The organism is Dokdonia sp. LLG6352-1, from assembly GCF_045055815.1.
Lineage (GTDB): Bacteria > Bacteroidota > Bacteroidia > Flavobacteriales > Flavobacteriaceae > Dokdonia > Dokdonia donghaensis.
In genome coordinates this window covers 767725-789330 of the sequence record NZ_CP159329.1, presented here as the reverse complement: position 1 = coordinate 789330, position 21606 = coordinate 767725, and the positions used below count along the sequence as shown (strand labels likewise).

At 38.0% G+C, this 21606-nt stretch carries 22 protein-coding genes; 12 read left to right on the top strand and 10 right to left on the bottom strand.

The window, feature by feature from the left end; translation table 11 throughout:
- Window positions 1–13: 13 nt before the first annotated feature.
- On the bottom strand, window positions 14–502 hold the full coding sequence (gene ssb, locus ABVM49_RS03535) for a single-stranded DNA-binding protein (protein WP_405203074.1): 489 nt from the start codon (window positions 500–502) through the stop codon (window positions 14–16).
- 212 nt (window positions 503–714) lie between these two features.
- Entirely contained in the window at window positions 715–1053 is a 339-nt protein-coding gene (locus tag ABVM49_RS03530; protein ID WP_405203073.1) for a T9SS type A sorting domain-containing protein, read from the bottom strand.
- 220 nt (window positions 1054–1273) lie between these two features.
- Between ABVM49_RS03530 and ABVM49_RS03525 the strand changes: the two genes are divergently transcribed.
- On the top strand, window positions 1274–2146 hold the full coding sequence (locus tag ABVM49_RS03525; protein WP_405203072.1) for an AraC family transcriptional regulator: 873 nt from the start codon (window positions 1274–1276) through the stop codon (window positions 2144–2146).
- Here ABVM49_RS03525 and mutY read toward each other — a convergent pair.
- Complete coding sequence (gene mutY, locus ABVM49_RS03520) at window positions 2138–3187, bottom strand: A/G-specific adenine glycosylase (protein WP_405203071.1); 1050 nt, start codon at window positions 3185–3187, stop codon at window positions 2138–2140. The genes ABVM49_RS03525 and mutY overlap by 9 nt on opposite strands.
- 129 nt (window positions 3188–3316) lie before the next feature.
- On the opposite strand from mutY, the gene ABVM49_RS03515 reads away from it, so the two are divergent.
- From ABVM49_RS03515 to ABVM49_RS03505, 3 genes are all read left to right on the top strand, one after another.
- Window positions 3317–3607: an HU family DNA-binding protein gene (locus ABVM49_RS03515; RefSeq protein ID WP_013750876.1), complete on the top strand. Its 291-nt coding sequence runs from the start codon at window positions 3317–3319 to the stop codon at window positions 3605–3607.
- Window positions 3608–3936: 329 nt separating this feature from the next.
- A complete protein-coding gene (locus tag ABVM49_RS03510) occupies window positions 3937–5487 on the top strand; it encodes an Rne/Rng family ribonuclease (RefSeq protein WP_405203069.1) in 1551 nt (516 codons plus the stop codon).
- An 86-nt stretch (window positions 5488–5573) separates the two neighbouring features.
- A complete protein-coding gene (locus ABVM49_RS03505) occupies window positions 5574–6053 on the top strand; it encodes a regulatory protein RecX (protein ID WP_405203068.1) in 480 nt (159 codons plus the stop codon).
- Here ABVM49_RS03505 and ABVM49_RS03500 read toward each other — a convergent pair whose 3' ends face one another.
- The 4 genes from ABVM49_RS03500 to ABVM49_RS03485 all read right to left on the bottom strand — a co-directional run bounded on the left by ABVM49_RS03500 (window position 6054) and on the right by ABVM49_RS03485 (window position 11231).
- Complete coding sequence (locus ABVM49_RS03500; RefSeq protein WP_405203066.1) at window positions 6054–6851, bottom strand: carboxypeptidase-like regulatory domain-containing protein; 798 nt, start codon at window positions 6849–6851, stop codon at window positions 6054–6056.
- 172 nt (window positions 6852–7023) lie between these two features.
- The gene (locus ABVM49_RS03495; protein ID WP_405203065.1) at window positions 7024–7989 is read right to left on the bottom strand and encodes a hypothetical protein; all 966 of its coding nucleotides are present in this window, start codon (window positions 7987–7989) and stop codon (window positions 7024–7026) included.
- 423 nt (window positions 7990–8412) lie between these two features.
- Complete coding sequence (locus ABVM49_RS03490; RefSeq protein WP_405203064.1) at window positions 8413–8904, bottom strand: PAS domain-containing protein; 492 nt, start codon at window positions 8902–8904, stop codon at window positions 8413–8415.
- A 68-nt stretch (window positions 8905–8972) separates the two neighbouring features.
- Window positions 8973–11231: a TonB-dependent receptor gene (locus ABVM49_RS03485; protein WP_405203063.1), complete on the bottom strand. Its 2259-nt coding sequence runs from the start codon at window positions 11229–11231 to the stop codon at window positions 8973–8975.
- 103 nt (window positions 11232–11334) lie between these two features.
- Between ABVM49_RS03485 and ABVM49_RS03480 the strand changes: the two genes are divergently transcribed.
- The 7 genes from ABVM49_RS03480 to ABVM49_RS03450 all read left to right on the top strand — a co-directional run bounded on the left by ABVM49_RS03480 (window position 11335) and on the right by ABVM49_RS03450 (window position 16738).
- Window positions 11335–11988, top strand: coding sequence for a metal-dependent transcriptional regulator (locus tag ABVM49_RS03480; protein WP_405203062.1), 654 nt, complete (start codon window positions 11335–11337; stop codon window positions 11986–11988).
- Window positions 11989–12003: 15 nt separating this feature from the next.
- On the top strand, window positions 12004–12921 hold the full coding sequence (locus tag ABVM49_RS03475) for a metal ABC transporter solute-binding protein, Zn/Mn family (RefSeq protein ID WP_405203061.1): 918 nt from the start codon (window positions 12004–12006) through the stop codon (window positions 12919–12921).
- Window positions 12922–12925: 4 nt separating this feature from the next.
- Entirely contained in the window at window positions 12926–13666 is a 741-nt protein-coding gene (locus ABVM49_RS03470) for a metal ABC transporter ATP-binding protein (RefSeq protein WP_038598619.1), read from the top strand.
- Window positions 13667–13706: 40 nt separating this feature from the next.
- Window positions 13707–13964, top strand: coding sequence for a four helix bundle protein (locus tag ABVM49_RS03465; protein WP_405203060.1), 258 nt, complete (start codon window positions 13707–13709; stop codon window positions 13962–13964).
- 20 nt (window positions 13965–13984) lie between these two features.
- Window positions 13985–15097 carry a metal ABC transporter permease gene (locus ABVM49_RS03460; RefSeq protein ID WP_405203059.1) on the top strand — a complete coding sequence of 371 codons (1113 nt, stop codon included), beginning with the start codon at window positions 13985–13987 and terminating at the stop codon, window positions 15095–15097.
- Entirely contained in the window at window positions 15097–16254 is a 1158-nt protein-coding gene (locus ABVM49_RS03455; RefSeq protein WP_405203057.1) for a metal ABC transporter permease, read from the top strand. Before ABVM49_RS03460 ends, ABVM49_RS03455 begins: the two co-directional genes overlap by 1 nt.
- 79 nt (window positions 16255–16333) lie before the next feature.
- Window positions 16334–16738, top strand: a complete 405-nt coding sequence (locus ABVM49_RS03450; protein WP_405203056.1) for a hypothetical protein — start codon at window positions 16334–16336, stop codon at window positions 16736–16738.
- A 173-nt stretch (window positions 16739–16911) separates the two neighbouring features.
- Here ABVM49_RS03450 and feoB read toward each other — a convergent pair whose 3' ends face one another.
- From feoB to ABVM49_RS03435, 3 genes are all read right to left on the bottom strand, one after another.
- Window positions 16912–19038 carry a ferrous iron transport protein B gene (gene feoB, locus ABVM49_RS03445; protein ID WP_405203054.1) on the bottom strand — a complete coding sequence of 709 codons (2127 nt, stop codon included), beginning with the start codon at window positions 19036–19038 and terminating at the stop codon, window positions 16912–16914.
- Between the two features lie 4 nt (window positions 19039–19042).
- Window positions 19043–19273, bottom strand: coding sequence for a FeoA domain-containing protein (locus tag ABVM49_RS03440; protein ID WP_035326774.1), 231 nt, complete (start codon window positions 19271–19273; stop codon window positions 19043–19045).
- Between the two features lie 73 nt (window positions 19274–19346).
- Entirely contained in the window at window positions 19347–20051 is a 705-nt protein-coding gene (locus ABVM49_RS03435) for an SCO family protein (protein WP_405203052.1), read from the bottom strand.
- Window positions 20052–20195: 144 nt separating this feature from the next.
- Here ABVM49_RS03435 and rseP point away from each other — a divergent pair, with 144 nt between their 5' ends.
- Entirely contained in the window at window positions 20196–21503 is a 1308-nt protein-coding gene (gene rseP, locus ABVM49_RS03430; RefSeq protein WP_298350195.1) for an RIP metalloprotease RseP, read from the top strand.
- Window positions 21504–21606: the final 103 nt, after the last annotated feature.

Sequence of the window (21606 nt, the reverse complement as noted above, 5' to 3'; positions counted from 1 at the left end):
AATTTAAATTAACTTAAAATGGCAAATCATCTACATCACTGGTGTCTGTAGTAGGTTGCGCAGGTTGAGAAGGTTGATTTGTATTATAAGGTTGCGCTTTAGGCTGTGCTGGTTCAGCAGCTTGTCTAGGTTGCTTGGCTTGCTGCCCTTGTCCTTGACTCTCGCCTTTAGGTGTTAAGAAGGTAAACTCTTGACACTGTATCTCTGTAGAGTAGCGGTCCATACCTTTATCATCTGTCCACTTGCGAGTTTTAAGGCGACCTTCTACATATACTTTGTCACCTTTTTTCAGATATTTCTCACAAATTTCGGCAGCTTTATTACGCACAACAATGTTGTGCCACTCAGTATTACTCACGCGCTCTCCCGTGGTACGGTTTACATACTCTTCGTTAGTCGCTAGAGGAAATCTTCCTATACAATTACCTCCTTCAAAGTAATTCATCTTTACGTCATCTCCGGTGTGACCTATTAAGATCACTTTATTGATAGTTCCTGCCATAGTATCAAATGTAATAAATATTGCGATGCAAGGCTGTTATGCTTTCGCGAAAGTTTACCAAAACACACTTGTATTACATAAAGGATATAGAGTTCTAGTCTCCCAAACTAACAGAGATACCTCACAATAAGACATAAAAAATCCCTAAAAGAACCACCTTTTAGGGATTAAACTAAGCATACTAATTTTTACACAAAATAAACTAGTCTTGTTTATCCGATAACCACCTCTTTGGTGTAACTCTTGTCACCGTCTTTTACTTTTACATAATACGTACCCTTGAAAGCTTTTGTAAAGTTAAAAGCCTTGTGTACAGTTTTTGTCTCTTCAATAGTTTCTGTAAAAACAATGCGTCCCATTGCGTCACGTACTACTACGTTTATAGGGCTTTGGTCAAGGTTAAGTAGGTTAAGATACACTACCTCTCCGTCTGTTTTTAAAACTAAGCTCTCTGCAGATGTCTTAGGAGGATTGTTTAATCCTGTAGCATTAACTTTAATGCTTGTTACTAAAATCGCAAAGGCTGCTAGTAATTTGATTGCATTTTTCATAATATTTCAATTTAAAAGATTGATTTCTAATTTTTTACACTGCAAACATACGGTCGATTATAAGTTTCTACTACACGCATATTTTCAAATATATGTGTGTAATTAACACGGTAATGTGTTAATAAATCTTAAAATGTTAATTTAGTACATAATTGAGGTAAATCTCTAGTGATGTAAGGATTTAAACCTATTTAATTTTGCCTCGTAAAGCAGCTCTACTATGATTTTGCAAAAACCTACTTTTGAGTCTATTTCTCCAGATTTTGGAACCTCGTTTGCATACCAGAAGTTTGATGAGCGAACTACAAACGTTAATAATGTTTGGCATTATCATCCCGAGATAGAGCTCGTTTTTGTAAACGGAGGTACAGGGAGAAGGCAGGTAGGGAGTAACGTCTCTTATTACACTTGGGGAACACTTATAATAGTAGGTAGTAATTTACCTCACTGTGGTTTTACAAATGAGGATACAGGTAACAGCTGTGAGACCGTCATACATATGAAACCCGATTTTTTAGGAGCAGACTTCTTTAATATCCCAGAGATGGCCAGTATTAAAAGATTATTGCACGTTGCAAATCGTGGGATTGTATTTTCTGGCGAGACAAAGGCGAGAGTAGGAGCGATGATGGAAGCAATGGAAAATCAAACAGATTTTGAACGCCTGGTATCACAACTCAATATTCTTAATGATCTTGCACATACTGAGGAGTACAGAATTCTCAATGCAGATGGATTCTCATTACTGTCTGATGTAAAAGATAATGACCGTATTAACCTAGTCTTTAATTATGTAAAAACTCATTTTAAAGAAGAAATACCGCTAGAAGATATGGCAGATCTTACAAGTCTTACCATCCCTAGCTTTTGTCGTTTCTTTAAAAAGATTACTCATAAGACCTTTACGCAATTTGTAAACGAGTACCGCCTCGTACACGCTTCAAAGTTACTTGCAGAGCAGCCCCTTAGTATCACAGAGGTATGTTTTGCCAGTGGGTTTAATAATTTCTCTCACTTTAATAAAAAATTTAAGGCCTTTGTGGGTCAAAATCCTTCAGAGTATAGAAAAGAGCTTAGAACCGTACTAGAGTAACTTCTCTATAAAATTCCCTATCAGCACTGGTACGGGTAGTTCGGTAATCCTATCTACAGGTGTGGCATTATCAGTAATTTCATCTACCGTTACTATCCAGAATGTGGTGTGTAGATGCTGGTGTGACAGTTTATGCACAATAGGGGTGTCATTATATCTATCAATATCATTTATAACCAGATCTTGTAGTAAGGGGTGGTTTTTTACGCTTTCGCGAAAGCGCTCTCCTTCTCCCTCTTGCAGCGCCGCAAGTTCTTCTATAACAGGAAACTCATACAGTCCCTGCCAGATGCCTTTGCCTGTGCGTTGCTTTATGATAGTTTGCTCTTGCTTATCTTTAATATATAGGTAGTGGAAATATTTGTGCTTAACCTTAGTCTTCTTAAGCTTCACAGGAAGCTCAGATACTTTATTTTGTTGTAATGCTACACAGCTATCATTATAGATACAGTGCAAGCAGTAGGGGTTTTGAGGTTTGCATTGTATTGCCCCAAACTCCATTATAGCCTGGTTAAAATCTGCAGGGCGGTTTTCATCTATAAGCTCCTGCGCCAGTGCTTTAAACTCTTTTATACCGGCTGTGCTATTTATAGGTGTGTCTATCCCGTATACTCTAGATAGCACTCTATATACATTACCATCTACTACGGCAGTAGGCTCATTAAAGCATATGCTTGCAATTGCACTAGCGGTATAATCTCCCACACCTTTAAGTTTTTTAATCTCCTCATAGGTGTTAGGAAAAACTCCGTCCATCTCTTCTACAATCATTTTTGCACTTGCGTGCAGGTTGCGACCACGAGAATAGTAGCCTAGACCTTGCCATAATTTAAGCACTTCTTCTTCTGTAGCTTGAGCAAGATCTTGTACTGTGGGGAAGGCTTCTGTAAAGGCAATATAATACGGTAATCCTTGCGCTACGCGCGTTTGCTGAAGAATAATTTCTGAGAGCCAGATGTGGTAAGGATGGGTGGTATTGCGCCAAGGCATATCGCGCTTGTGTTCTAAATACCAAGTAATGAGTTTGTTAGAAAAAGACAATATAAAATAGGGTTTTATACAAAGCTAGATGTTATGTGTCTATTTTTTAAAAGATTATGTTTGATTCTTTGATATTTTAATTCCTATATTTGCAATCTTGAATTTTAACCCCCTAATATATTTGACATTATGACTAAAGCTGATATCGTAGCGAAAGTTTCTGAGAAACTGGGTATCGAAAAGAATGACGTACAAGCGACTATTGAATCTTTTATGGAGGAAGTAAAAACTTCATTAGAAGGAGGAGATAACGTGTACTTAAGAGGATTCGGTAGCTTTATAATCAAAACTAGAGCCGAGAAGACTGGTAGAAACATTTCAAAAAATACAACTATCAAGATTCCAGCACATAATATTCCAGCGTTCAAGCCTGCTAAAGTATTTGTAGAAGGTGTAAAAACGAACGTTAGTGTAGACTAATAAGTAATATTTTAAACTATCATTTTTATGCCAAGCGGTAAAAAAAGAAAAAGACACAAGGTAGCGACTCACAAACGTAAGAAAAGACGTAGAGCAAATCGCCACAAAAAGAAAAAGTAGTCTTAAGACTACTTTTTCTTTTATTACACCCTAAGGGTGCAATAACGCGTTCTTTGACATCGCAATAACAGCACTATCTTTTACCTAAGATACGTCATTATTGCAACGGTATTTATTACACACAGTATGTAAACACATACACTATACACCTGTGATAAATTAAAAGTATCAACCATCCCGATTTATATTGGGATAAAAATTACTACAACGTGAATAAAGAATTGATCATAAGATCTAGTTCCTCCGTAGTTGATTTTGCCTTACTAAAAGATGGAAAACTTATAGAACTTCATAAAGATGAAGATGAAAATAAGTTTAACGTAGGTGATATTTATATCGCAAACGTGAGAAAGGCCGTATCTGGTCTCAATGCTGCATTTGTAAATGTAGGTTACGAGAAAGATGCATTTTTGCATTACCACGATCTGGGCCCAAAACTGCCTACCTTACTTAAGTACATCAAAAGTATAAGCACAGGTAAATTAAAAGACTATTCCTTACAAAACTTCACCTTTGAAAAAGACATAGACAAAAATGGCAAAATAGCCGATGTTCTTAAGTCTAAACAAAGTGTACTTGTACAGATCGCAAAAGAACCTATCTCGACTAAGGGGCCTCGCATAAGTAGCGAGTTGTCTATAGCTGGTCGTTATATTGTTCTCGTGCCATTTTCTGACCGCATCTCTATCTCACAAAAGATAGAAAGCAAAGAAGAAAAAGCACGTCTTAAAAGACTGGTAACAAGTATCAGACCCAAAGGGTTTGGCGTTATTGTGCGCACTGTTGCACAAGGTGTAAAAGTTGCAGAACTAGATAAGGACCTGCAAAATCTAGTGGACAAATGGACCACTATGAGCAAAAAAATTAAAGGTGCTCACCACCCTAGTAAAGTACTAGGTGAGATGAATAGGGCATCGTCTATCCTGCGGGATATATTTAACGATAGCTTTACGAGCATCACTGTTGATGATGAGACACTTTATTATCAAATTAAAGAATACCTAAGCGAGATCGCTCCTCATAAAGAGAGCATTGTAAAATTATACAATAGCCAAGTGCCTATTTTTGAGAAATTTGGAATCGAAAGACAAATTAAAACCTCTTTTGGACAAACAGTATCAATGAGCCGTGGTGCTTATCTCGTGATCGAACACACAGAAGCCCTACACGTCGTAGACGTAAACAGTGGTAACAGATCAAATAAAGCCAAGAGTCAAGAAGACACAGCACTCGAGGTAAATATGATTGCTGCTACAGAAGTAGCAAGACAGCTTAGCCTCCGTGATATGGGAGGTATCATTGTAGTCGATTTTATCGATATGGCAAAGGCTGAAAATCGTCGCAAATTATTCAATCATCTCAAAGACGAGATGAAAGAAGACCGCGCAAAACACAAAATATTACCTCCTAGTAAATTTGGACTTATCCAGATCACTAGGCAGCGAGTACGTCCAGAAATGAACATTAAGACCCGTGAGGAAAACCCGAACGGCGGAACTAATGAGATAGAAGCACCTATTGTAATAGTAGAGAAGCTTCAAGGACAACTCAACCGTATTTTAAAATCTGGTGCAAAAAAGGTGACGCTACACGCGCATCCATTTGTTGCAGCCTATTTAACTAAAGGCTTTCCTTCTATACGTTCTAAATGGTTTTTAGAACATAAAAAGTGGGTAAAGGTAATGCCACGAGATGCATACACGTATCTCGAGTATAACTTTACAGACGCTTCTGGCAAGGACATCAAGATTGTAAACTAGTAAAAACCCCATTCTCAATAGAGGATGGGGTTTTTTTATGCCCTATTGTAAAAATGATATCGCGGTAAAACAAGTACATTTGCCCAGTGCAAAAACCCGTAAAAACATATACTGTAGAAGAGGCAAAACGCAAGCTGGAAGCCTACTGCGCCTATCAAGACCGCTGTCATAAAGAAGTTGAACAAAAGCTTAGAGATATGCGTATGATACCAGAAGCTATAGATGTAGTGATAGGTCACCTACTTGAGCACAACTTTTTAAATGAGGAGCGATTTGCAAAAGCCTTTGCAAGGGGTAAATTTCGTCATAAAAGCTGGGGGAGGGTACGTATCACTCGTGAGTTAAAACAACGCGGCATAAGCGCTTATAATCTCAAAACAGCCCTACTTGAAATAGAAGAAGCGGAGTATGATAGGGTTTTTAATACGCTTTCGCGAAAGCGTTATGAACAACTCTCCTCAGAAACCGATAAATACCGCAAGCGTAAAAAACTCGCAGACTATCTCACCTACAGAGGATGGGAAGGTGATCTTGTGTATGAAAGGGTGAAGGAGCTGGTGCCATAATCAATAAACCTCTACGCCAAAAGATGCTCTGAGGTAAGAACCACTTACTTGTGATTGCAACCAGATTTTATTTTTGAGCTTGGCAAGCGTTACAAATGCATTTATAGATGAGTCGTTGCCGGCTGTAAATCCGTATGCAGCATCATTATTTTCTCCTAGCCACTCTAAGCCTATAAAGAGTCCCTCGCTAGGCATCTCTATGTATTGATCTTGAATATCTATACTAAGTATGCCTTTTTTTCTCCGTACGGGATAGATAATTGATTTTGTTAATAATGGCTTACCTGGCTTTTTTGTGGTGGGGTCAACGCTATAAACGTGGGCTCTTACTAAAAGGCTATCTTTTTTCTTAGATCGTATCTTGTAGCGAAGCGATTTAAGGGTATGCGCAGCGCCTGTTTTATTAGGTATGTGTTGTGCTAGAATAATATTTTCGCCATAGGTTGTGATATAACGAGTTTTCTTAAGATTTGTATATCCTAAGGTTTGTACTTTTTTATTCTGTACAATCACCTCTGGTAGGTTTGTGTTTTTTTGTTTTAGAAAGATAGTATCATTATATACTTCTTTTTTTAAGGTTTTTGTGTGGTAGCCTAGATGTGTTATTGTAATGGCTTCTTCCTTATATCCTTGTTTTAAAATCACTTCCCCAGTTGCATTGCTAGTAAGACCTTCATTATTGTTACCCGTAAAAATGTGAGCAAATGCAAGAGGCTTTTTTGATAAACTGTCAACTATTATAAGTTTTCGTTCTTGGCATTGAGCGTGACAACAAATAAGCAATGTAAGTAGGAACAAATAAAATTCCCAAATAAGAAAAACATTCCTATAGTTTATATAGGAATGTTTTAGATTTTTATTGACTTTATATTTACCGCTCACAATAAGAGTTTCTTAATTTCTTTATTAGGATTTTTAAAATAAGCCCCAACTATAATCTCTCTATACGGATTTGCGATTTATAAAAATATTACCAATTAATAGTTGTATTTAACTGATTCGTATCACCATTAACTTTGTGAAATATTGAACCACTCAAATTAACTCGCCATTCATAATGACTTATTGGGGTAGAACTAACAAAATTATAATTACCTATCCAAAAGGATTTGGTTCCTTTTAATGGTGAAGAACAGTAATTTTTATCATTAATTGAAAAAGATTTAACTGAGGTTATATTTCCTCCATATTTGTATTTAATGTACCAACTTCCAGATAAATTGAGGTCATATAACCTTTCAGTTGTCGTATTGTTATATTTCCAACCAGATCCCGTCTTTTGACTCATTCTCAATTTAAAAATTAGATCTGACTGAGTAAAAAACGGACCAGATACTTTTCGTACCACTAAGTAGTGTACGAGTCTGTACTTTAGGCTTTTGTTGTATGGTGTGCCGCAGCGAGTACGATATTTTTGTCTATTATATTCGCGCCATCCTTGTTTGTATTCCCCTCCATTAGCATTAATTGAAACCCTATTAGATGTGATTTTATCTGTTACGCCATCTTCGTTATCTGTTGAAAGAGGGGATTGCTCGACTTTTGCAAAAATCTTATTAGATTGGTTTAAACCATTTAGATTCCTTTCATAAAAGACACCTTCACTGTAATTAATAATTCTATCTCCTATTTGAAATTCTCTTTTTTCATTTAATAGGAATAGGAATGATAGAGGCAAATCTTCTTGCTCTTTTAGAGTAATGCTCTTGTCAGAGTAAAGGGAATTATAGTTTTGTTGTCTACTCCAATCTTCAAATTCAGAGATTTCATTAAAAGAATTAAATAAATTTAGCGTATTTTTAAAAGTCTCATTGCTTTCGAAATATATAATTTCTCCAAGACTATTTTCATTTTCAATTGATAATTCTTCTTTCGAGCACGAAAAACTCAGGCTCAATACTAGAAGAATAATGGTATATATTAAAGGCTTTTTCATTTTTGATTGATTATAAATTATTTAGTTTGTGGTTTTAACATTAATATGTGTTTTGTTTTTTTGCATTTCATCTGCGGGTGGTCAGCCCATAATTAACCTTATAATTTTAGAAAGTAATTTTGAGCAATGTAGAAAATTCTTACGTGATTATTTTACGGATTTCCTTTATTTCAGAGTTCTGTCAAAACAAATTAGTTGTTTTGATTTTATAGAAAGAGCTGTTTTGTAGTGATATACAGTTTTTTTGTCAAAAAGTTAATATTTTGTTAAAAGAGATTTAAGGAGTTTAGGAGTAGTTTCTAACGCTTTCGCGAAAGCGCAAAAATATCCACCTAGATTTGCGTGGAGTGCAAGTAGTTTAAAAAAGTGTGCTGTACTAATGAGTCAAAAAAAGGAGGACTCAATATTTAATAGAAAGAAATATTAGGCTACTCTAGCAGGTTTCTCTAGTGCCATAAAATGAGTGATTTCACTTTTTGAGTTGTGTAGCGGTATAATTTTAATATCACACAGGTACGGTGTGCCATCTTTTTTATAATTGAGAAGTTGTCGCTCTACTACGGCTCCTTTACTAAGGTGTGTTTTAATCTCTTTACGTACTTGTGGTGAAGTTTTTGCGCCTTGTAAAAAGCGAGGGTGCTTCCCTATGGCATAACTCTTAGGGTAACCTGTCATATCGCTAAAGCCTGCATTTACCCACTTTATGTGCTGTGTGTGATCTGTAACAACTATGGTGGTGTAGTCGCAATCTGTTATTGCTGTAACATCAATCCTCCACTTATATTTTTTCTTAAAAACGGCAAGTTGCTCTCGTTCGGCTTTTTTTCTCGCTTTAATGCTATTTTGAGCCAGACCTTCAGAAAAAATATCCCAAGATTGTAATGGGGCAATGGCACGTATGGTTTTCTTCTTCATCTTCTCAATTTTTGAGAAAAGTACACAAGTTTATATCCATAGGTGTTAAATTAATGAGGATTAACACTTTAGTTTAAGGTGTAGCGTATACCAAAGAAGCCTCGTATTCCTTGGTTAGGAGCAAATATATAGTTGGGGTCAAAGGTGAGTGCATTTGGGTTATCTGCCGTAGGCACTACTTGCCCTTGATTATCAAAGACTACATTTTCATCAAAAGGATCGTCTGCTCTGGCGATGATAAAAGGGTTATTGCGGTTAGGAGTGTAGTTCAACAAGTTTTTGACTCCGCCATAGAGTTCTAGGTTTGTAATACCGTCATAGGTGAGCTGTATGTTTTGTGTGCTCCAGGTGGGACTGTATTCTTTTCTAGGGTCTAGTTCTCCCAGTATGGGTAATCGCATAGGGCCGTATAGGCTACCTGTATAATCTATATTGAGATTAAGGTTTTCTATTTTATAGCTTAGTGACCAGTTAGCACTATAACTCTCGGTAAGTATTTGACGATCACGCACGCCGTCTTCGGTTTGTGATACGTCTTGATATGTAACTCCTAGACTCCCTTTTATACCATTTGTAAACGTTGCATCTAGATTAACACTAGCACCGTACGTTTGTGAGTAGCCATTAAGGTTGCTGTATATAATCTGGTTTGGGTTTGTATCATAATCTGGGAGTATTTGATTTGTAAAATGTGTAAACCAAGTAGAAGCATCTAGTGTTAAGATGGCATTGCGATTATAAATTTTCTTTAAGTAGTTGAGATTTACATTATACGATTGCTCTGGGTCTAGCTCTTCTGTGATAATGACATCTCTTGCACCTGTAAGCGCGGCGTGATCTTCGGCAAAGAGGCTTACAATTCTAAAACCTGTACCAGCATTAATCCTTAAAATATTATCTTCATTAAATTTATGTCTATAAGCTAGGCGTGGGGTAAATATGCTGCCGTGTCGTGAGTCATAATCATAACGCGCACCTACTAGCAGGGTGTTTTTGTCTGTAAATTTAATCTCGTCTTGCACTAAAAATGATGGGATCACAACCTCTTCTTCGGCATTTGCACCTGCATTAAAAGTCGCTGTTGTATTGTCATCATAGTAGTTGTAACGTATGCCACCTGCAAGGAGTAGGTCGTGCTTATTTATTTTTTTGTTCCAGGTGAGCTGGGTAAAACCTATGCGTTGCTGTGCGATGTAAGCTTCGTTACCATACACGCTATTTTGATCGTGGTCTGTGTATGAAAAGCGTAGTAAAAAATCTTCGGTAGTGGGTAGTTGGTAATTTCCTAAAATTTCAAAACGACGTGTGTAAATGCTCTCTCCGTATATCTCATCGCCTCCGCGAAAAGCGGGTGTCCACTGTAGTTCTCCACCCCATCTGTCCTCATAAAAAAACCGTCCAGCTAGGTTAAAAACTTTATCATTCTTACGATCAAAACTCCACTTATTAAACACCGAAATACGGTCCTGCAGCGTTACATCTGTAAAGTTGTCGTTGTTGTTATCTACGGGATTGCTATAGTTGTAATAATTTACACCCAGTAGACTGTTTGCTTTTCCAGCCTTAAAAGAAGCGCCTATGTCTAAGTTGTTTTCTCCCCAGCTTGTAAGTTGGTTTTCTATAAAAAAGCGTGGTGCTTGTTCGGGTATTTTTGTAATTACATTTATTAATCCTCCTACTGCCTCGCTTCCATAGAGCGATGAGGCTGGTCCTTTTACAACTTCCACACGTTCTATAAGCGAAGTAGGAATCCCAGAAAGGCCATATACCGTAGAAAGGCCACTTACAATAGGCATCCCGTCTATGAGTACAAGCGTGTATGGTCCTTCAAGACCATTAATATGTATGTCGCCTGTATTACACACACTACAGTTGAGCTGCGGGCGCACGCCATTTACATTTTGCAACGCCTCAAAAACCGAGGGTACAGGATTCTTTTTTAAAAATGCTTGAGAGTACACCTCTACCGGCACTGGGCTTTCTTTACGCACCACAGGTTTGAGGGTTCCAGAAATTACGACTTCCTCGAGAGATGTGTTTTGTTTTAGAAAGAAATTTGCGGTAATAGTGCCACCGTTTACAGTGATGTTTTTCTTCACAGATTCATAACCTGTAAAAGAGGCAATAATGGTATAAGTTCCATCTGGTACATTTAAAATCTCAAAGCTACCATCATTATCTGAAGATGCACCTAGCGTAGTATTTGCGAGGTATACGTTTACAAAAGGAAGAGGACCATTGCTATCTGACACCCTACCTGTGATAGTGGTTTGAGCGCACATTAACAGCGAAAAAAACAGCATCAGGAATGTACATACTTTAAGCATAACGCATTTTAAATTTTTGCAAAGCTATATAAAAATGTTAGTCTTATCTAAAAATAATTATAATAGGTGCAAAAATCCGTACATTTGATATTATTAATTGAGTATGTACAGCAAGTCAGAAGAAAATTATTTAAAAGCAATCTACCATCTTGAGGCGATTGCAAAGCACGGGGTGAGTACTAATGCCATAGCAGGAGAGATGGAGACCAAGCCATCTTCTGTTACAGATATGGTAAAGAAGCTTGCAGACAAGCAACTGGTGAATTATGTGAAATATAAGGGCACCACACTTACAGAAAAGGGAAGAAAAGCGGCGCTAGGTGTCGTGAGAAAACATCGTATTTGGGAAGTTTTTCTTTTAGAAACGCTCGATTTTCAATGGGACGAGGTGCACGATATAGCAGAGCAACTGGAGCACATAAAATCACAAGAGCTCATAAACAGGCTCGATAAGTTTTTAGATTATCCAGATTACGATCCGCACGGAGATCCTATTCCAGATAAAAACGGAAATATCAAAAGTGCCGAAAAGAAACTACTCGCCGAGCTTAAGAAAGGAAACCAAGGTCAGTTAGTAGGTGTACGTGAGACAAGTCCAGATTTTCTTCAGTTTTTAGATAAGCGTAGCATAGCGATAGGTTCAAAAATTAAAGTACTTGGTAAAGAGTTTTTTGATGGATCAATGGTTATTCAGGTGCAGGGAGAGCAGTTTTTTATCTCAAAAAAAATAGCCGAAAATCTTTACATCCACATTTAATTTAAAGCAACATTAATGAAGCAGAGTTTTTATATCGCAATTGTATTTTTCGCTTTAAGCGTGATAAGTTGTAAAGAAAATAAAGAGGATAATGGTAGGTTAAACGTTGTTACCACTACCTCTATGATTACAGATCTTGTAAAAAACATAGGAGGTGAGCACATCAACTTGCAAGGGCTTATGGGTGCCGGAGTAGATCCACACTTATATAAAGCAAGTGCTGGCGATGTGACAAAATTATCTCGTGCAGATGTTATTTTTTATAACGGCCTACACCTAGAAGGTAAACTGGTAGAGGTGTTTGAAAAGATGAACGCAACCCAAGTCACGCAGGTGGCTCTAGGAGAAGCGCTAGATAAAAGTACGCTCATAGGGTCAGACTATTTTGCGTCTAACTATGATCCTCACGTGTGGTTTAATATTAGTTACTTTAAGCAGTTTGTAGCAGAGGTGACAAGTACGCTTTCGCGAAAGGACCCTCAGAACGCACAACACTATCAAACAAATGCCAAAGCTTACCTCGCAAAACTAGAAACCCTAGAAGCCCAAATAAAGGCTAAAGTAGCCACCCTCGCCCCCGAAAAAAGGATACTCGTTACCGCACACGATGCCTTTAATTATTTTGGCAAGAGTTATGGTTTTGAGGTAGTAGGCTTGCAGGGTCTATCTACAGCAACAGAGGCTGGTGTTCAAGACGTACAGCGTCTATCAAAATTTATAATAGAGAATAAGGTGAAAGCCATCTTTGTAGAGAGCTCTGTGCCTAGACGCACGATAGAGGCATTGCAAGCCGCAGTTCAGTCTAAAGGAAACGAAGTAACCATAGGGGGATCTTTATATAGCGATGCGCTGGGTAATGCTGGTACAGAAGAGGGAACCTATATAGGGATGTTTACATATAATGTGACTACAATCGTAGAAGCCTTAAAATAAAACTATGTCAGAATCAAAAATAGCCATACGCGTAGATGATCTCACCGTTGCTTATAACTATAAGCCAGTGCTTTGGGATATAGATCTTGAAGTGCCTGAAGGTGTGCTTATGGCAATAGTAGGTCCTAATGGTGCTGGTAAGTCTACTCTTATAAAATCCATTTTGGGTATTATAGACCCCATAGCTGGTAGTGTTTCTATTTATGGAAAACCATACGATAAGCAGCGTAAGCTTGTGGCCTACGTACCTCAAAAGGGGAGTGTAGACTGGGATTTTCCCACTACGGCGCTAGATGTAGTGATGATGGGAACGTATGGAAAGCTAGGGTGGATAAAGCGACCAGGAGCAAAGCAAAAAAAGGCAGCGCTAGAAGCACTTGAAAAAGTAGGAATGCTACCTTTTAAAAGTAGGCAAATAAGTCAACTATCTGGCGGGCAGCAGCAACGTGTCTTTCTTGCCAGAGCACTTGTGCAAAATGCTGCTATTTATTTTATGGATGAACCTTTTCAAGGGGTAGATGCCACGACAGAAATTGCTATTATCAATATCTTAAAGGAACTTCGTAAAGCAGGTAAAACTGTAGTGGTTGTGCATCACGATTTACAAACGGTCCCAGAGTATTTTGACTGGGTAACATTCTTAAATGTAAAGAAGATTGCTACCGGTCCAGTAAAGGATATTTTTAATGATGATAATCTCACCAAAACTTATGGGATTAATTATAAAGTAGCTGTAAATCAGTAGTTGGTAGTTTTTAGAGTTTAGCTTTTAGAATATTTAGAGAATGAGTAAAGAAGTTGTATTTAATTTTGAAAAACTAAAAGTGTATCAAAAATCACTAGACTTTGTTGACTTTGTCTATGAAATAATTCAGAAGTTCCCAGTTGATGAGAGGTTTGCTTTAAGCTCTCAATATCGCAGGACAGCATTATCTATTTCACTCAACATTGGTGAAGGTCAAGGGAGTTCTGATGCGCAATTTAATAGATATTTAGATATTGCTCTCAATTCATTAAGTCTAAATCCCAAAGCTAAAGGTTAAGAACTAATAGCTATTAATTTATGGAACTCTCAGATTACTTCTCGCAATTATTTTCAGATTATACCCTAAGGACTATCACCTTGGGTACAGCTATTCTTGGAGCAATCTGTGGGATGTTAGGGAGTTTTGCGGTATTGAGAAAACAGAGCCTTCTAGGTGATGCAATCTCACACGCAGCACTACCAGGTATTGCAATAGCTTTTTTAATCACCGGTACAAAGGATAGTAATATCTTATTGCTTGGAGCACTCGTAAGTGGTTTGATAGGTACTTTCTGGATACGAGGTATGATTACAAAAACACACCTCAAGAGTGATACAGCACTTGGTCTTGTGTTGTCATTATTTTTTGGTTTTGGAATGTTATTGCTCACATTTATACAGAAACAGCCCAATGCAAATCAAGCTGGACTTGATAAATACTTATTTGGTCAAGCCGCAACCCTCGTAGAGAGCGATGTAATTTTGATGGCGATTGTAACTGGGATTTGTCTGGTGATTATGTTACTCTTCTGGAAGGAGTTTAAAATTCTTCTCTTTGATGCAGATTATACAAAGACATTGGGTTTTAATACTAGATTTATTGATGTGCTTATCACCTTTTTTATTGTTCTGGCTATTGTTTTAGGATTGCAAACGGTAGGTGTTGTACTTATGAGTGCTATGCTTCTTGCGCCTGCCGCAGCTGCAAGACAGTGGACAAATAAGCTGAGTGTAATGATAGTCCTCGCTGCGATTTTTGGTGCCTTTTCTGGTGTATTTGGGACAGCTATAAGTGCGAGTCAAAACAACCTATCTACAGGGCCAGTAATTGTGCTGGTAGCTGGTGTGTTTGTGGTGGTTTCTTTTGTGTTTTCTCCTGGTCGCGGAATTTTGTTTAAACAGCTGCGCAAGTATCAGAATAGACGAGATCTCAAATTACAAAAGACCCTGCAATTTATGTTTGATATTGCAAAAACACACGAGAATATATCACACCCACACGCAATAAAAATTCTTAATAATTTCCAAGGATATACCCGGACTTCTCTTAAAGAGATGGAAGAGAAAGAATGGGTGAAAGTGCGAGGTCAGAAATGGGCAATGACAGAAAAAGGCTATGATGCCGCAGTAAACCTTTATAAGAATAACTAATGGATGCTCAGGTAGAAATACAACTTATTGCCGCAGTAGTCGCTATAGCGTGTGCTATACCAGGAGTTTTTCTTGTATTGCGCAAGATGGCGCTTATAAGTGACGCCATAAGTCACTCTATCTTACCAGGTATTGTGATAGGCTTCTTTATAACAGAAGACCTTAACTCTCCGCTTTTAATACTTCTTGCCGCTCTTATGGGAGTGATTACAGTTGTACTCGTAGAGGCAATACAGAAAACAGGACTTGTAAAAGAAGACACGGCAATAGGCTTAGTGTTCCCAGCCTTATTTAGTATAGGTGTTATTCTCATTGCAAAAAATGCAAACGATGTGCACCTAGATGTAGACGCCGTCTTGCTAGGTGAGCTCGCTTTTGCTCCCTTTGACAGACTCATTGTGTCTGGTACAGATATCGGTCCAAAATCTTTATGGGTTATGGGTACAATTCTATTAATAACCATAGGTATGCTATTTGCCTTTTTTAAGGAGCTTAAGGTAAGCACCTTTGATGCAGGACTATCAGCAGCGTTAGGGTTTTCACCTGTCGTTCTGCATTATGGGTTAATGACAGTTTCTTCGGTTACGGTGGTGGGCGCTTTTGAAGCAGTAGGTGCAGTGCTAGTTGTAGCGCTTATGATTGCCCCAGCGGCCACGGCATATTTACTCACTTCAGATTTAAAAAAGATGCTAGTGCTCTCTGTTATTTTTGGAGTCTTTTCGGCAATAGCGGGGTATTGGGTGGCTCATTTTCTTGATGCCTCTATTGCAGGGTCTATGACAACCGTCTTAGGTTTAGTCTTTCTAATGGTCTATCTATTTGCGCCAAATAAAGGTCTCATTGCAGTGATGTATCGCCAGAAACAACAGCGCACGGAGGTGTCACTTCTTACATTTTTATTACACCTAAATAACCACGAAGAAGAGAGTGAGCGCCACGTAAAACATCTTAATGAGCATATAAACTGGCAAAAGGTACGCTCTAAAACAGTACTTGACCTTGCCGAGAGAAACAACCTTGTACGCATAGATAAAAACATTGTTTCTCTTACTACAAAAGGAAAAGAGTTTACAGACCTCGCTCTAGAATACATCATCACAAATAAGGATGAAAAAATAGAGCATATGAAGGATGACTTCTTCCTCTTTAGAGGTTAATTAATAGTTATTTTGCAACGTGGCATTAGTTTTGGAGTATTTAAGTAACTAATCATAAGATTTAAAATAACCGCTGTTTATGAAAACATACCTTACACTCATTTGTTTGCTGCTTTTTTCCGCTTTCGCGAAAGCGCAAGACACCACAAAAGTTGAAGTCCCAAAAATATATGTAAAGGCATATCAAGGCACTGCTACGCCTATAAGTCATACGTCATTACGACTTGTGCAAGTGTTACAAGATAGTAGGTGTCCAAAAGGAGTAGAATGTATTTGGGCAGGAAATGCAAAAGTTGAGGTAGAAATCACAAATGATAAAGGTGATAAAATCACCAAGCAAGTTACACTTAATGGAAAGCAATTACCTGCTATCTACACAGAAGACGGTCTTGAAATTTTTATAAGAGGACTAGCGCCATATCCTACAGCGGCTTCTAAGATCAAGTCAAGCGACTACTATTTACGATTAGAGATAAGAAATTAGCAGCCACAGCTACCGTTACCGCATCCATTATCGTCCTTCTTCTTTAAAAAAGACGGGGTATAGATAAATTTTGTTATTAAGTAACCTACAGCTGCAAGAAAGATGAGCAGCACCATAATTTTTTGAAAAATCTCCATATTACTTAGTAGTTCTTAATGGTTAATCCTTACAGTTTATTTGAGCATTTGGTAGGCTATTAGCGCAGCCATATATGCAATTACTGTCATTGCCCCTAGTTGTATCATAGGCCACTTCCAGGTATTAGTTTCCCTCTTTACAATGGCAAGTGTACTCATACATTGCATTGCAAAGGCATAAAATAATAAGAGCGATATACCACTTGCAAAGTTAAACCTAGGCGTACCTAGTACTGGGTTGATCTCGCCTGCCATTCTATTTTTTATCGTTTCTTCTTCGGCGTCACCTACGCTATAAATTGTTGCTAGCGTACCTACAAAGACCTCACGAGCGGCAAACGAGGTGATAAGGGCAATCCCTATTTTCCAGTCATAACCTAGTGGTTCTACTATAGGCTCAATGGCTTTACCCATATAACCTATATAGCTGTGTTCTAGCTTCTGGCTTGCAACGAGTTTGTCTATTTCTGCTTGGTAAGCCTGCGTATCTGTAAATGCGTTGATACCTCCTTGTGCTTCTAGGTTTGTGGTTACAATATCTTCTGCCTGATTAAACTTTTCATTAGGCCCAAAAGAAGCGAGTACCCATAACACAATACTTATGGCGAGTATGATTTTACCAGCATCTACTACAAAAGATTTTGTCTTTTCAAGTACATTGATTCCCACGTTTTTAAGAAGAGGGAGTTTGTAGTTAGGCATTTCTACTACAAAGAAAGACTTACTTTTTATTTTAAGAATCTTATTGAGAATCCACGCAGAGCCTATGGCAGCACCAAAGCCTATGAGGTACATAAGCATAAGCGTGAGCGCCTGCAGATTAAAAAATAAGAACTTCTCATCTGGAATAACCAGTGATATAATAATAAGATATACAGGTAATCGTGCAGAGCAGGTGGTAAATGGCGTTACTAGTATGGTAATTAATCGCTCTTTCCAGCTTTCTATATTACGAGTCGCCATTACAGCGGGTATAGCACAGGCCGTTCCAGATATAAGCGGCACTACAGATTTACCACTTAGTCCAAAACGGCGCATCACCCTATCCATCAAGAAGACTACGCGACTCATATAGCCGCTCTCTTCTAGTACGGAAATAAATAAAAATAAAAAGGCAATTTGTGGTATAAAAATCACAATACCACCTAGTCCCGCGATTATACCTTCGGCAAGTAGGTCTGTGAGCTTTCCTTCTGGTAGCGTGGCTTGCACCCACTCACTCATATGTGCAAATGCAGCATCTATCGCATCCATTGGGTATTGCGACCAGTCATATATCACTTGAAAAATAAGCAAGAGTATCGCAAAGAAAATCACGTAACCCCATACTTTGTGCGTGAGTATGCGATCAAGACGCGCTCTTAGATCTTTTGCATTTTCTACGTCTATAGTTTGTGTCTCGTTGAGCGTCTCATTTATAAACTTATAGCGTATGATGGTTTCCTTTTGCTGTAGTCTTTTTAGGTTACTCTCAGACTCGGTCTTAAATGATGAGATACTCTTCATCTCCCCACGTTCTAGTTTACCAAAGTTTACATCTTGAGTAATTACTAGCCATAACTTATATAAATCTTGGTTAGGAAAGGCTTTGCGTAGTCTATCAAAATATTCTGGAGCAATGACAGATGCATTTACACAAGGCTCTGTGTTAAGCGTGCGATACTCAGATATAAGCTCTTTGAGTTCTGTAATTCCCGTATTTTTTCTTGAGCTTATAAGAGCTATGCGTGTTTTAAGACGCTTCTCCATCTCTGGTATATCTAGAGAGATGGCTTTTCGCTCCATACGGTCTGCCATATTTATGGCGAGTATGGTGGGTATACCTAAGTCTTTAATCTGTGTAAAGAGGAGAAGGTTGCGCTTTAGGTTTTCTACGTCAGATACTACAACGGCAACATCTGGGTAGTCTTTATCATTCTTGTTAAGTAGTAACTCTATTACAACATTCTCATCTAGTGAAGAAGCATTAAGGCTATACGTACCTGGTAGGTCTAATATGTGTGCTTTTACACCACGAGGGAGTTTACATACACCTTCTTTTTTTTCTACCGTAATACCTGGATAGTTACCCACCTGCTGGTTAAGGCCTGTAAGGTGATTAAATACCGAAGTCTTTCCGGTGTTCGGGTTACCGATGAGTGCAACGTTGAGCTGTTTTGCCATAGGGTTATGCTGGCGTTTCTATTAGAATGTGTAATGCAGTCTCACGACGTATCGCCATATGACAACCATTTACATCTATGTACATAGGGTCTGCAAAGGGCGCAAGTTGTAATAAACGCACTTCGTTACCTGGTAGACAGCCCATTTCTAGTAGTTTAAGAGGCACCTCGTCTGTCATTACATCTGTAATGATTGCGCGTTCTCCTTTTAGTAAGTGGGCTACTGTTTTTTTCAATGTTTATTTAGATTGAATTTAGATAACAAAAGTAATGCATTTTACGCTTTCGCGAAAGCGTACGCATTCCAAACTAAAAAATCTTTTGATACCAAGCTTTACGTGGCTCGTACTCTTGTTTTAGAATCTCGATGTCTTCTAGCAGTTGATCTATGGCTTCGCGATCTGTACCGTCATAGTATCCTCTTATTTGACTTTTTTTGTCAATGAGCATAAAGTTTTCGGTATGTACCATATCTAGGTCATCTTCTGTACCTGGTATATCTTTTACCGCGAGATAACTCTTTCGCGCAAGCGTAAAGATTTCTTCTTTTGAGCCGGTTACAAGATTCCATCTACTATCATCTACACCTTTCTTAGTGGCGTATGCTTTTAAAATTTCTGGAGTGTCATACTCAGGGATAACTGAGTGCGAGAGTAGTTTTACAAGTGTGTCACCTTTGAGCTCTTCTTGTATCTCTACCATATGGTCTGTCATAATAGGACATATAGTCTGGCAGGTGGTAAAGAAAAAATCTGCCACATAGATGTGGTCCTTGTAGTCTTTTTGAGTTACTAGATTACCGTTTTGATTAGTAAGAGCAAAGTCACTTATTTTGTGATATTTCTTGACATACTGAAGGGTGCTGTCTACGAGTTCTTTACTAACCATATCTGGCTGATATATGGGTAGTGTAGGTGTAACTTTAAGCTGACTATATATTAAGGTAAGTATAATTACAGATAGTACAAACAGTGTAATGAGCAGTATTTTATAGCGATTAAAAATCTGTCGCATAGCTTAATTTTTTTACAAAGTTACAATGCACGTGGCATTTACTTTAAGTATGGCTTGAAAAATGCTATCATACAGCTCTAGAACTTTACTATGCGCATCGAAAAGCCTATTTTTGTGCGTTTTAAAAATTGATTTTTATCCTTTATGGAGACATTTATACAGATTGCCCAGTTTACGCTTGCTATATCTATTCTTGTGGTTTTACACGAGTTTGGTCACTTTGCTCCTGCCAGATGGTTTGGAATTAAGGTGGAGAAGTTTTTCCTGTTTTTTGATGTGAAGTTTGCACTTTTTAAAAAGAAGATAGGTGATACCGTTTATGGCATAGGGTGGCTACCTCTAGGTGGTTATGTTAAGATTGCTGGTATGATAGATGAATCTATGGATAAGGAGCAGATGGCAAAAGATCCAGAACCGTGGGAGTTTAGGTCTAAGCCAGCGTGGCAACGTCTCATTGTAATGATAGGTGGTGTAACGGTTAATGTACTGCTTGCGTGGTTTATCTATAGTGCTATGCTTGTGTATTATGGTGATGAGTATGTGCCTGCAGACCGATTAAAATATGGTATTGCAGTAGGTGAAATAGGTGAGGAGATAGGCCTTCGTAATGGAGATCAGGTTATAAAAATAGATGATAAGACAGTCACACGTTTTGATGATGTCCAGATAGATATTTTACTAGGTGACAATGTAACTGTTGTACGTGATGGAAATGAGATGACATTTGCCATACCAGATGAGGCAAAAAAATCTGTGCTTGACGCAGAGGAGCGTTTTATAAGACCAAGATTTAGTAATATAATAGGTGTTGTTGCAAAGGACTCAATAGGGTATGTAAATGGAGTGCTTGCTGGAGACCGTATTATGAATATAAATGGCACACCTATAAATGAGTGGTCAGAGTTTCAGTCTGTCTTTGATGCCGCAAAGGGTGGTGAGGTTGTGATGCAACTAGATAGAGATGGCGAGCAGATTGAGAAAAGATTTATGGTAGCTCAAGATAGAGCGCTAGGTGTAGCAGCAAATGTAAATGAACTTCTGGTTAAAGATGAGTATAGCGTTGCTGCGGCAATACCAGCAGGTCTCACAAAAACTTGGGATGTACTTACAAAGCAAGTAAGACAATTTAAACTCATATTTAATAGAAAAGTACAAGGCTATAAAAAAGTAAAAGGTCCTATAGGTATTGTTGAGATGATGGCGCCACAATGGGACTGGTATAAATTCTGGGGCTTTACGGCAATGTTTTCTGTATGGCTAGCTTTTGTAAATATTCTTCCTATCCCAGCGCTAGATGGTGGACACGTTATGTTTTTACTTTATGAGATGATTTCTGGTAAAGCACCTTCAGAAAAAACATTAGAAAGAGGTCAGATAATAGGTTTTGTTATCGTGATGGGTCTAATGGTGATCATTTTTGGTAACGATATTTGGAACCTAATAAAGGGGTAATCCTTACGCTTTCGCGAAATATAAAAATTGATTAAAACTATTGCTACAAATCGATTTATAGTTTTTTCTTATTCAAATTCTAAAAAGCGCTCTGAAAGAGCGC

Excerpts from the sequence above, each read along its gene's own strand:
- ssb (WP_405203074.1), bottom strand. The coding sequence starts at position 502 with ATGGCAGGAACTATCAATAAAGTGATCTTAATAGGTCACACCGGAGAT.
- ABVM49_RS03530 (WP_405203073.1), bottom strand. The coding sequence starts at position 1,053 with ATGAAAAATGCAATCAAATTACTAGCAGCCTTTGCGATTTTAGTAACA.
- ABVM49_RS03525 (WP_405203072.1), top strand. The coding sequence starts at position 1,274 with ATGATTTTGCAAAAACCTACTTTTGAGTCTATTTCTCCAGATTTTGGA.
- ABVM49_RS03515 (WP_013750876.1), top strand. The coding sequence starts at position 3,317 with ATGACTAAAGCTGATATCGTAGCGAAAGTTTCTGAGAAACTGGGTATC.
- ABVM49_RS03495 (WP_405203065.1), bottom strand. The coding sequence starts at position 7,989 with ATGAAAAAGCCTTTAATATATACCATTATTCTTCTAGTATTGAGCCTG.
- ABVM49_RS03490 (WP_405203064.1), bottom strand. The coding sequence starts at position 8,904 with ATGAAGAAGAAAACCATACGTGCCATTGCCCCATTACAATCTTGGGAT.
- ABVM49_RS03485 (WP_405203063.1), bottom strand. The coding sequence starts at position 11,231 with ATGCTTAAAGTATGTACATTCCTGATGCTGTTTTTTTCGCTGTTAATG.
- ABVM49_RS03480 (WP_405203062.1), top strand. The coding sequence starts at position 11,335 with ATGTACAGCAAGTCAGAAGAAAATTATTTAAAAGCAATCTACCATCTT.
- ABVM49_RS03475 (WP_405203061.1), top strand. The coding sequence starts at position 12,004 with ATGAAGCAGAGTTTTTATATCGCAATTGTATTTTTCGCTTTAAGCGTG.
- ABVM49_RS03470 (WP_038598619.1), top strand. The coding sequence starts at position 12,926 with ATGTCAGAATCAAAAATAGCCATACGCGTAGATGATCTCACCGTTGCT.
- ABVM49_RS03465 (WP_405203060.1), top strand. The coding sequence starts at position 13,707 with ATGAGTAAAGAAGTTGTATTTAATTTTGAAAAACTAAAAGTGTATCAA.
- ABVM49_RS03460 (WP_405203059.1), top strand. The coding sequence starts at position 13,985 with ATGGAACTCTCAGATTACTTCTCGCAATTATTTTCAGATTATACCCTA.
- ABVM49_RS03455 (WP_405203057.1), top strand. The coding sequence starts at position 15,097 with ATGGATGCTCAGGTAGAAATACAACTTATTGCCGCAGTAGTCGCTATA.
- ABVM49_RS03450 (WP_405203056.1), top strand. The coding sequence starts at position 16,334 with ATGAAAACATACCTTACACTCATTTGTTTGCTGCTTTTTTCCGCTTTC.
- feoB (WP_405203054.1), bottom strand. The coding sequence starts at position 19,038 with ATGGCAAAACAGCTCAACGTTGCACTCATCGGTAACCCGAACACCGGA.
- ABVM49_RS03435 (WP_405203052.1), bottom strand. The coding sequence starts at position 20,051 with ATGCGACAGATTTTTAATCGCTATAAAATACTGCTCATTACACTGTTT.
- rseP (WP_298350195.1), top strand. The coding sequence starts at position 20,196 with ATGGAGACATTTATACAGATTGCCCAGTTTACGCTTGCTATATCTATT.